General features: G+C 47.5%; 7 protein-coding genes. 4 read left to right on the top strand and 3 right to left on the bottom strand.

The genetic code is table 11. From position 1 onward, the window contains the following. Positions 1–77: 77 nt before the first annotated feature. The gene (locus tag HUX74_RS15955; RefSeq protein ID WP_138345576.1) at positions 78–782 is read right to left on the bottom strand and encodes a NigD-like protein; all 705 of its coding nucleotides are present in this window, start codon (positions 780–782) and stop codon (positions 78–80) included. Between the two features lie 181 nt (positions 783–963). On the opposite strand from HUX74_RS15955, the gene HUX74_RS15950 reads away from it, so the two are divergent. The 4 genes from HUX74_RS15950 (at position 964) to HUX74_RS15935 (ending at position 7,715) form a co-directional block, all read left to right on the top strand. Further along, positions 964–1,512, top strand: coding sequence for an RNA polymerase sigma factor (locus HUX74_RS15950; protein WP_005831669.1), 549 nt, complete (start codon positions 964–966; stop codon positions 1,510–1,512). Continuing rightward, a complete protein-coding gene (locus HUX74_RS15945) occupies positions 1,513–2,841 on the top strand; it encodes a porin family protein (protein WP_138345574.1) in 1,329 nt (442 codons plus the stop codon). 176 nt (positions 2,842–3,017) lie between these two features. After that, a complete protein-coding gene (locus HUX74_RS15940) occupies positions 3,018–5,480 on the top strand; it encodes a glycoside hydrolase family 3 protein (protein ID WP_174647010.1) in 2,463 nt (820 codons plus the stop codon). A 30-nt stretch (positions 5,481–5,510) separates the two neighbouring features. Beyond that, the gene (locus HUX74_RS15935) at positions 5,511–7,715 is read left to right on the top strand and encodes a glycoside hydrolase family 3 N-terminal domain-containing protein (RefSeq protein WP_174647009.1); all 2,205 of its coding nucleotides are present in this window, start codon (positions 5,511–5,513) and stop codon (positions 7,713–7,715) included. A 68-nt stretch (positions 7,716–7,783) separates the two neighbouring features. On the opposite strand, the gene pflA is transcribed toward HUX74_RS15935, so the two are convergent. After that, positions 7,784–8,509, bottom strand: coding sequence for a pyruvate formate-lyase-activating protein (gene pflA / locus HUX74_RS15930; protein ID WP_138345567.1), 726 nt, complete (start codon positions 8,507–8,509; stop codon positions 7,784–7,786). Between the two features lies 1 nt (position 8,510). Next, positions 8,511–10,739, bottom strand: coding sequence for a formate C-acetyltransferase (gene pflB, locus HUX74_RS15925; protein WP_117600363.1), 2,229 nt, complete (start codon positions 10,737–10,739; stop codon positions 8,511–8,513). Between the last annotated feature and the right edge of the window lie 346 nt (positions 10,740–11,085).

The following is an 11,085-nucleotide window of genomic DNA, read 5'->3' as shown; positions in this document are numbered from 1 at the left end:
GAAAACAAAGCGGAGCAACATATTGAAATGTTACTCCGCTTCTCATTGAGATGTTGAAAAATGTGTTTTCAGGAGATTTAGTTGTTTTCTTTTTTAATGTCTATGGTCATGAACCGTTCACCGTCATATAGACTTTTGACGCGGATGTTCAGTCCTTTTTTCTCTTTTAGTTGTTCCGCTATATTGTCCAGCTTGAAGGAGGCCAGTCCGGTGCCCAGTGTGAGCTGGCTATCATTGTAGGCATTGTGGCGGAATTCGAGATTGACGTAATCCGGTTTGTCGTTCTCGCCGGTGGATGCTTCGTTGATGACCAGGTTCAGCATGTGCTTCTTATCTTCGTTGTTACTGTGGTAGAATTGATACTTGATGTTCAGATACTCACCCGTAATCCATAAATCCGTGGCGTTGATGTTGTCGTCTCCGATACTGTCCGCCTTTTCGGCAGGCATGGAGTAGATGTCTTTGGTCAGAATATTTTCGATGTGCTTTATTTGGGCATTGTATTCGTAGCCTGGAAGTTTCTCTTCCAGTTCGCGGAAGTAGATGAAAGCCCTCTGGCCGTCTATTACGGCATAGTTGTGAACATAGGTTGTGTCACTGGGATATAGTTTACTGCCTTCGTCCAGTGAGAAATAGTAGTCTTTTCCTTCGATGACCTTCACCGTACCTACGGCGAACAAAGTGTCATATTCGTCATCCCAATCGTCCAGGCATGATTGCAATACAATGGCAGTCAGGAATAAAAGCATGGATGCTGCCAATGTCATTCTCAGTTTCTTCATAAGTGGTAGGTTTTAGCTCTTTTTCTGTTTAAAACTTATTTTTGCATTCAGAAAATGCGGTGAAAAGCTAAATACTGCGTAGTATACTGTTAAAGAAATAAAAGTGTGATTTTCTTCTCTGCCTGATGCAGTATTTTTGCGCCAGTTGCATTTTTAAGGTAAACACGTGTTAAAAGAGAGAATGGAAGAACAGGAATTGGCAGAACGCTGTAGGCAAGGGGACAACCTTGCCCGCAAAGAACTGTATGAGCGCTATGCGGGACGCATGCTCAGCGTATGCCTCCGTTATGCAGGTGACCGGGAGACTGCCCAAGACCTGATGCATGACGGTTTTCTGAAACTTTTTGATTCTTTCGATAAGTTCACTTGGCGGGGAGAGGGCTCTCTGCGGGCATGGATGGAACGCGTAATGGTGAATACGGTATTGCAGTATTTGCGGAAAAATGATGTGATGAATCAGTCATCGGCCTTGGAGAATGCACCCGAAGCTTATGAAGAACCGGAAGGTTCGTCGATAGATGTCATTCCTCAAAAGGTGCTGATGCAGTTTATCAGTGAATTGCCTGCCGGTTATCGTACTGTATTCAACTTATATATTTTTGAAGAGAAATCCCATAAGGAGATTGCTCGACTATTGGGAATTAATGAAAAATCCTCTGCCTCGCAGTTGACGCGTGCTAAGGCGACTTTAGCGGCAAAAGTACGTGAGTGGATGAAAAGAAATGATTAAATGAAGGAACGTATGGAAGATGAATTGTGGTTGAAAAAGATAAAGGATAAGCTGGAAGACTATTCCGAACCGTTGCCGGTTGCCGGATGGGAGCGGTTGGAAAAGGAATTGTCCCTTTCCGGAACTCCGATAACCGGATCGCATAGGATGATGCCTTTCCGTCGCTGGGCGGTGGCTGCGGCAGCTGTGCTGCTGGTGGCAGTATCGTCCGTCAGTCTGTGGCTGTTGCAGAGTCCGGTAGGGAATGAAATGCGGCATACGTCAGTGCCTGCTTTGGCTGTGGCTCCGGATGTCTTGCCGGAACAGACGGTACCTGCCGTACGGACTAATCCCATAGAGCCTGCCTATCGGGCACATGGAAATGCATCGGCACCCAATAGGGAGGCAAGTCGCCCTTTGGTTGCACAACATATCAGAATATCGGTTGACGATGAGCGGCAGGAGGAAATGTTGCCGGTTGAAACTGCAGATGAGGCTGTCGGTATTGGGCAGCAGGCGGAAGAGCCGGTAGTGGAAGATACGGACCATGAGACCACAATGCAGGCAGAGGAACCGGAGAGAACAAGGAAAGACCGCTATCGTCCGTCAGGCCGAGACAAACTGCATCTTCCGGAAAGAAACAGTTCTGGTAGGGATGCTAAAGGATGGGCGGTTGGCTTGTCCGTAGGAAATACGGGAGGTTTTTCATTGGCGAATGAAGGGGAAGCGAATGTCATGTCGGACTACATGCCTGGAAGTCCTATTTATGGCGGTAACGTAGATTTATCCTCTACGGCCAATGGTATTGTCACCATTCCCGACGGGCAGGAACTGGTTTTCAAGGATGGTATGCCCTATCTGCAAAGACGCGAAAAGGAGATTGCGGATATAGACCATAAACAACCGCTCAGTTTCGGTGTTTCGGTGCGGAAAAACTTGGCGAAGGGTTTCTCTGTGGAAAGTGGGCTGACGTATACCTATCTTGCTTCTGACGTAAGGTATGAGGGCAGCTCGGAAAAGATAAGCCAGAAGCTGCATTATATTGGTATTCCGGTACGGGCCAACTGGAACTTTGTGGATACAAAGAACTTTACGATGTATGTTTCGGCGGGGGGGGCCATTGAAAAATGTGTGTATGGCAAGATTGGTACTGAGAGTGAGACTGTGAAACCGGTACAGCTTTCTGTCATGGGTGCTGTCGGTGCCCAGTATAACATAAGCAATAGGGTTGGCTTGTATGTGGAACCGGGAGTATCCTATTTCTTTGATGACGGTTCGTCGATACAGACTATACGCAAGGAGAACCCGTGTAACTTTACGTTGCAGGCCGGCATACGTCTTACTTATTGATGGCAGGACAGACATGTTTTTGTCCACTTTCTTGTAGATTCTGAATTTTCTTAATAACTTTCGGCCGTGTTTCTTCGTTGGTGGATGAAGGGACACGGTTTTTTATTGATTGAGAAGAAAGAAAGTAGGTCGGGACATGCCCGGCAATATAACAAACACGTAGTAAAATAGACAAAATGAAGATTAAAAAGAAAGTAGCCTTAAGCGGGCTATTGCTTTGTTGTGCAATCACGGCAAAAGCACAAGTGTGTATTACTCCCCAGGCGGAACAACGTGCCAGGGAGTTGGTTTCTCAAATGACTCTGGAAGAAAAAATCGATTACATTTCCGGTCCCAAATCTTTTTATATCCGTGCTGTGCCCCGGCTTGGTATACCCGAAATCAGGATGGCCGATGGTCCGCAAGGCATACGTAACAATACTCAAAGTACCTTGTATCCTTGTGGCATCTTGTCGGCTTCGACATGGAACCGTAAGTTGGCCAGAGAACTGGGACATGGTTTGGCCCGGGATGCAAAGGCCCGTGGGGTAAGTATTCTGTTAGGGCCCGGAGTCAATATCTACCGTTCTCCTCTATGCGGGCGAAACTATGAGTATTTTGGTGAAGACCCTTATCTGACGGGCGAAACAGCTAAAGAATATATCTTGGGAGTGCAGGAAGAGGGAGTCATGGCTACGGTGAAGCATTTTGCAGCCAATAACCAGGAGTGGAGCAGACATCATGCCAGCTCGGATGTGGATGAACGCACGTTGCAGGAAATTTATTTTCCCGCGTTCCGAAAAGCTGTGCAGGAAGCAGGAGTAGGAGCGGTCATGGATAGCTATAATCCGCTGAACGGGGTGCATGCCACCGAAAACAGCTGGCTGAACATTGATGTATTACGCAAACAGTGGGGATTTAAAGGTATCCTGATGTCCGACTGGACATCTGTATATTCCGGTGTGGGAGCCGCTAATGGAGGGTTGGATTTGGAAATGCCCGTCGGTAAATTCATGACCAGGGAAATTCTTATTCCGGCAATAGAGAATGGTATAGTGAAGGAAGAGACCATTGACGCCAAAGTCCGGCATATACTCCAGACATTGATTGCTTTTGGAGCACTTGATACTCCGAGAGAAGATAAATCTATCGATAAAGACAATGCACAGTCTAAGGAAATTGCACTTGACTTGGCGAGAGAAGGAGTAGTCTTATTGAAAAATGACAACGGTACGTTGCCTTACCGGAACGGTAGAACATTGGTAATCGGGCCTAATGCCGATATTATTCCCACAGGAGGGGGAAGCGGATTTGTCACCCCTTATTCGGTAGTGTCGCTCTATGACGGTATGGTTCAGTTGAAGGGCGGCAGACAGATAGAGCTGCTGTCTGACAGCCTTCTTTATAAGGATATGTCCCAACAGATTTATACGGATGACAGTTTTACGCAAAACGGTTTTAAGAGCGAATATTATAATACTCGTAATCTTACCGGAGAGCTCTTTCAGGCTGCCATAGAGCCTGCCATAGACTATGCCTGGAAATACGGTGCACCGTTCGACGGCATGCCGGTAGATCAGTTTTCTGCCCGTTGGACGGGAGTTTACAAGGCTGACAAGGATGGAACTGTCAAGTTCCAGCTGGCTGGCGATGATGGATACCGTCTGTTTGTAAACGATAAGCTGATTACCGGAGATTGGGGGAACCATTCATTCAGTACCCGCAGTGCATTTATGCAGGTCAGTGCAGGGGAGATATACCAGTTGCGTATTGAATATTTTGATAATGTGGGTGAGGCGACTGTCAGTTTCCAGGCAGGAATGATGGATGAGGAGCGTTTGGCCTCTTCACTGAAGCATGCCAGGAATGTTGTTGTATGTGCCGGGTTCAACAGCAGTACAGAAGGTGAAGGGTTCGACCGTCCGTTTGCATTGTCATACGGGCAGGAATATCTCATTAATAAAGTGGCTTCACTTCATGATAATGTGACTGTGGTGGTGAATGCCGGAGGTGGAATAGATTTCCGCAATTGGGGGCAGAATGTACAAGCTATTTTGATGGCATGGTATCCGGGGCAGGAGGGTGGAAAGGCCCTTGCCGAAATCATTACGGGCAAGCTTTCGCCAAGTGGCAAACTGCCGGTCAGCATCGAGGAAAAATGGGAAGATAATCCGGTATATGGTAATTATTATGACAATCGCAATGTACCTCATAAACGGGTGCAGTATGCCGAAGGTGTTTTCGTAGGTTATAGGGGATATGACCGGAATGGAAAACAGCCGCTCTATCCTTTCGGGTATGGACTGTCATACAGTAGTTTTGAATACAGTAATCTGAGTGTTGAGAAGACGGGGGGAAACCGGGTTACAGTAAGCTTTGACATCAAGAATACCGGAAAGATGGATGCTGCGGAAGCGGCTCAGGTATATGTGCGGGATGTGGAATGTTCTGTTCCGCGTCCATTGAAGGAGTTGAAAGGCTACGATAAGGTTTACTTGAAGAAGGGGGAAACCAAGCGCGTTCGGATATTGCTGGATGAGGAAGCCTTTGCCTACTATGATGTGGAATCACATCGGTTTGTAGTGGAAAAGGGGACTTTTGAGATTCTGGCAGGTCCTTCTTCAGCTGATTTGCCGTTGAAGGCAACTGTTGTTTTATGATAAAATAAATATCAAAACAAGAATGGCGGTATGAAAAAGATAATAATACTGATGGTTTGTCTGTGGGGATTTGGTAACAGCTTTACCTCGGCACAAACTACGGAGAAGGAGAAATTTATCTCCGATTTGATGAAACAGATGACGCTGGACGAAAAGATAGGCCAGCTTGCACAATGCACCTACCGGGGGAATTTTACCGGACCCGACGGTGGAAATATTCCTAAAGAAGAGTATGTCCGGCAAGGCAGAATAGGCTCTATGCTGAATGTGATAGGAGTAAAGGACATACGCCGTTATCAAGAACTTGCTCTGCAGTCGCGTTTGCGCATTCCTTTAATTTTCGGACTGGATGTTATCCACGGCTATCGTACCGGGTTTCCGCTTCCGCTTGCCGAGGCTGCAAGTTTCGATTTGGCCATGATTGAGGAAGCTGCACGCTACAATGCTTTGGAAAGTGCCGCCGATGGTTTGAACTGGGTTTTTGCCCCGATGGTGGATATTTCGTGGGACGCACGTTGGGGACGCGTCATGGAAGGGGCCGGTGAGGACCCTTATTATGGTTCTCGGGTAGCGGAGGCGCGTGTCAGAGGCTTGCAAGGAGACGATTTGGCGGACACGACGACTGTCATGGCATGTATGAAACATTTTGCCGGATATGGTGCACCGATAGCAGGAAAGGAGTATAATAGTGTGGATATGTCAATGGGCCACTTTGCCAATTTTTATATGCCTCCCTATAAGGCGGCCATAAAGGCAGGAGCAGCTACCGTGATGAGTGCTTTCAATGATTTTAATAATATTCCTTGTACTGCCAATGATTTCTTGCTCAACCGGCTATTGAGAGAGCAGTGGGGATTTAAGGGATTTGTTGTGTCCGATTATAATTCGGTAGAGGAATTGGTGAACCACCGTTATGCTGCTGACAAGAAAGATGCCGCAGCCAAAGCGCTGAATGCTGGTCTGGACATGGAGATGGTAAGTACCTGCTACTTGACTTATCTGAAGGAGCTTGTTCAAGAAGGGAAAGTAAAGGAGAGTGTGCTTGATGATGCAGTACGGCGTATTTTGGAGAAGAAATATGAGTTGGGATTGTTTGAGGACCCTTTTCGCTACTGTAATCCGGAAAGAGCAGCCAGAATACTCAATGCACCCGAAGTCCGCAATGCTTCGCTCCGTATGGCCGAGCGTTCCGTTGTATTGCTGGAGAATAGGGAATCCGTGCTTCCGTTGACGGCACAGACGAGGAAGATAGCCTTGATAGGAGGACTCTCAAAATCCCAATACGATATGGCAGGCGCTTGGGCCGCCACTACGGACCGGAGCAAAGTGGTGACCTTGTATGATGCACTGGTCCGGAAAGGACTGGAGGTGAACTATGCTGAAGGCTATGATATGAAGAGCAATCAATTGACTGGACTGCAGGAAGCATTGCAGGCTGCTGAGGCTTCGGATGTCATTGTTGTGGCGGTAGGCGAGAGATTCGGTCAGAGTGGCGAGAAGGCTTCCAAAGTGAATATAGCCATACCCGAGGGGCAGCAGAAGCTGGTGTCGGAACTGGCAAAGACTGGAAAACCTGTCATTGCTCTTGTCATGTGTGGGCGTCCGGTAATCTTCAATGAGATAAGGGAACATGCTGATGCGGTACTGTGTACTTGGTGGCTGGGAAGTGAGGCCGGCAATGCCATATGCAATGTGTTGTGGGGAGAGTATAATCCTTCGGCTAAATTGCCCATAACATTTCCTGCACACGTAGGACAGATTCCCATTTATTATCAGAATAAGAGCACCGGCCGCCCTACCGCATTGAAACAGACCTATAAGGCATCTTATATCGATGCTTCCACTGAGCCTGCCTATCCTTTCGGATATGGGCTTTCGTACACGGATTTTGGATATTCTGATTTGAAACTGCTGCCGGGCAAGGCTGCAGGCGTCCATACGGAGGTATCGGTAAAAGTGACTAATACCGGTAAGTGTGCAGGAGAGGAAGTAGTCCAGTTGTATGTGCAAGATAAGGTAGCGTCTGTTACGCGCCCGATAAAGGAATTGAAGGGCTTCAGGAAAATTCATCTGAATGCGGGTGAAAGCAAAACTGTAGTTTTTCAGATAACTGACGATGCACTGGGATTCTATGACAATGAGATGAATTATATGGTAGAACCTGGTGATTTCGTCTTTATGGTGGGTGGCAGTAGTGATGATGTACAGCAGATTACCTATAACTTGGAAGAATAGGGTTCTTGTCCTATAAATGAAAAGCAAGGCTGTCCGGATATGATTCCAGACAGCCTTGCTTTTCTGTTTTAGTTGGTTATCACATTCGTGAAATACTCTTTGAACAGTTTTTCTGCCCGTTCCAGTTGTTCCGGAGTATTTTCCTTTACTTCTTTCAATTTGTAATCCCATCCCATGGCTTCGTATTTGTGAACGCCCAGACGGTGATAAGGAAGTATTTCCACCCGTTGTATTTGCCGGTATTTGCCGAAACTTTCACCCAGTAGGCGGATGTCTTCTTCCGAATCGCTGTAACCGGGAACCAGTACGTAGCGCAACCAGGAGGGGCGCCCATGTTCTTCGAGCCAGGCAGCGGTGCGGAGTGTCTGTTCGTTGCTCCGTCCCGTTAGCGTGCGGTGGCGTTCGGGATTGAATTGCTTGATGTCCAGCAGCACGAGGTCAGTCAGACTAAAGAGCTCTTCCACCTTTTCATTCCAGATGCCTCCGTTACTGTCCAGACAGATATGGATGCCGTTCGCCTTCAGCTCCTTGAAAAGAGGAATCAGCGCTTCTGCTTGCAGGGTAGGCTCACCGCCGGAGAAAGTAATACCTCCTTTCTTCCCGAAGAATGCCTTTTGGCTGATAGCCATTTGCAGAATCTCTTCCGGAGTGGTGGGAGTGCCTCCTTTTACATCAATCGTATCCGGATTGGCACAATACAGACAACGGAACGGACATCCTTGCAGGAAAACGACGAGCCGGAGACCCGGCCCGTCGAATGTTCCCATACTTTCGTAGGAGTGTACATTTATCATATTACATTCTTTCGTGGAATGAACGGCTGATGACTTCCAACTGATGCTCGCGGCTCAACTTCACGAAGTTCACGGCATAGCCGGAAACGCGGATGGTGAGTTGCGGATACTTTTCAGGATGTTCCATGGCATCTTCCAGCATTTCGCGGTTCAGTACGTTTACGTTCAAATGGTGGGCACCTTTGGTGAAGTAGCCGTCCATCATGGTTACCAGGTTCTCTACACGTTCTTCCGGTGTCGGGCCCAGTGATTTGGGAACAATGGAGAACGTATTGCTGATGCCGTCCTGCGAGTCGCGGTAGCGCAATTTGGCTACGGAGCTCAAGGAAGCGATGGCACCGTTCTTGTCACGTCCGTGCATTGGGTTGGCACCCGGAGCAAAGGCAACACCTTTGGCGCGTCCGTCCGGAGTGGCACCGGTCTTCTTGCCGTACATCACGTTGGAGGTGATAGTCAGCAAGGAAAGGGTGGGACGGGCATTCTTGTAGACAGGCAGCTTTTTCAGTTCTTCGCTGAAATAGTAAACGAGGTCTACTCCCAGGTGGTCCACACGGTCGTCATTATTGCCGAAGCAGGGGAATGAGCCTTCGGTGTCGAAACCTTCGGTCAGGCCGATTTCGTTGCGGCGTGCAGTGACTTTGGCATATTTGATGGCGGACAGTGAGTCTATGGCGATGGAAAGGCCGGCGACACCGTATGCCAGATTGATGCGTGGGTCGGTATCGATGAATGCCATCTGGGCTTTCTCATAATAATACTTATCATGCATGTAGTGGATGATATTCATGGCCTCGTTGTAGACACGGGCTATTTCAGTCAGTACCTTCTTGTAGTTGGCCATAACTTCCTCAAACTTCAGTGTTTCGCCGGTCAATACGGGAATACCTTTCACCATGACAGTTCCGGTGTTTTCGCAACGGCCACCGTTGATGGCAAGCAGCAGGGCCTTGGCAAGGTTGGCACGTGCACCGAAGAACTGGATTTGTTTGCCGATGGCTTGGTAGGATACACAGCAGGCGATGCCGTAGTCGTCGCAGTTGCGCACTTCACGCATCAGGTTGTCGTTTTCGTACTGAATGGAGCTGGTATCTACAGAAACTTTGGCGCAGAAATCCTTGAAACCTTCCGGCAGTTCGGGACTCCACAATACGGTCAAGTTCGGTTCCGGAGAAGGACCGAGGTTGTATAGCGTCTGCAAAAAGCGGAAAGAAGTCTTGGTGACTTTCACGCGTCCGTCGTTGAAACGGCCGCCAATGGCTTCGGTCACCCAAGTCGGGTCACCGGCAAAGATATCATTGTATGATTGCATACGCAGATGGCGTACCATGCGCAGCTTGATGACGAACTGGTCTATCAGTTCTTGCGCAAACGTCTCGTCAATCTTTCCATGAGCCAAATCGTATTCGATGAAAATATCGAGGAAAGAAGATACGTTACCCAGTGACATGGCAGCACCGTCCTGCTCTTTGATGGCAGCAAGATATGCCATGTATACCCATTGCACGGCTTCTTGGGCAGATGTAGCCGGGTGGCTGAGGTCAAGCCCATAATATTCACCCATTACTTTGATATCTTTCAAGGCTCTGATTTGTTCTGCCACTTCTTCGCGCAGGCGGATACGTGCTTCGGTCATCGGGCCTGTAAGGTTACGCAAGTCCTCCTGCTTGGCTTCGATAAGTCGGTCGATGCCGTAGAGTGCCAGACGCCGGTAGTCACCGATGATACGTCCGCGGGCATAGTTGTCGGGAAGACCGGTCAGAAATCCCAATGAGCGGAAGGAACGGATTTCTTCGGTATATACATCGAATACGCCGTCGTTATGTGTTTTGCGGTAATGGGTGAAGATGTCTTTTACTTTATCGTCCACTTCCACTCCGTTTTCACGGCATGCTTTTGCTACCACGTTGATGCCTCCGAAAGGTTTGATGGAACGTTTCAACAGTTCATCGGTCTGCAAACCGACAATGAGTTCATTGTCCTTATCAATATATCCGGCTTTATGAGAAGTAATGGTAGATACGGTGCTATTGTCCAGTGAACGGACGCCATTGTTGTTTCTTTCTTCTTCGAGAGCTTTCAGACAGATGTCCCAGATACGTTTGGTACGTTCGGTAGGTCCCTGCAGAAAAGATGCATCTCCGGTATAGGGTGCGATGTTTTTACTGACGAAATCACTGACATTGATTTCTTTGCTCCAAAGCCCATTGGTAAAGGTTTTGTTCAATTCCATAAAATTTGTTTTTGTTAGTAGGTTAGATAATGTTATCCTTTAGAGCGCGCAAAAATACTGAATAAATTCCGTAATTTTATAAGAGAGATTCCCCTTTTTATGTTGAACAGCATAAAATAACTATTATTAGGTAGTGAATGTCCGGGGGAGTAGAGATGCTAATACTTTCTTTATATGTGGTTTACGAACAGAAACAAGAATCGGATAATAATCTGCATTATTTACAAATAATGTAGGTTTAAGAACAGTCGTATTCTGAACCTAATTCAGTCGTATAGTGAATGCCATTCAGTCGTATACTGAATAGGGTTCAATCGTATACTGAATGTGACTCTTTGTAAGCATA

Origin of the sequence: Bacteroides sp. Marseille-P8574, assembly GCF_902825465.1 — a bacterium.
Taxonomy (GTDB): Bacteria; Bacteroidota; Bacteroidia; order Bacteroidales; family Bacteroidaceae; genus Bacteroides; species Bacteroides uniformis.
Note: the sequence above shows the minus strand (reverse complement) of the source record. Positions and strands in the feature narration are given on the sequence as shown.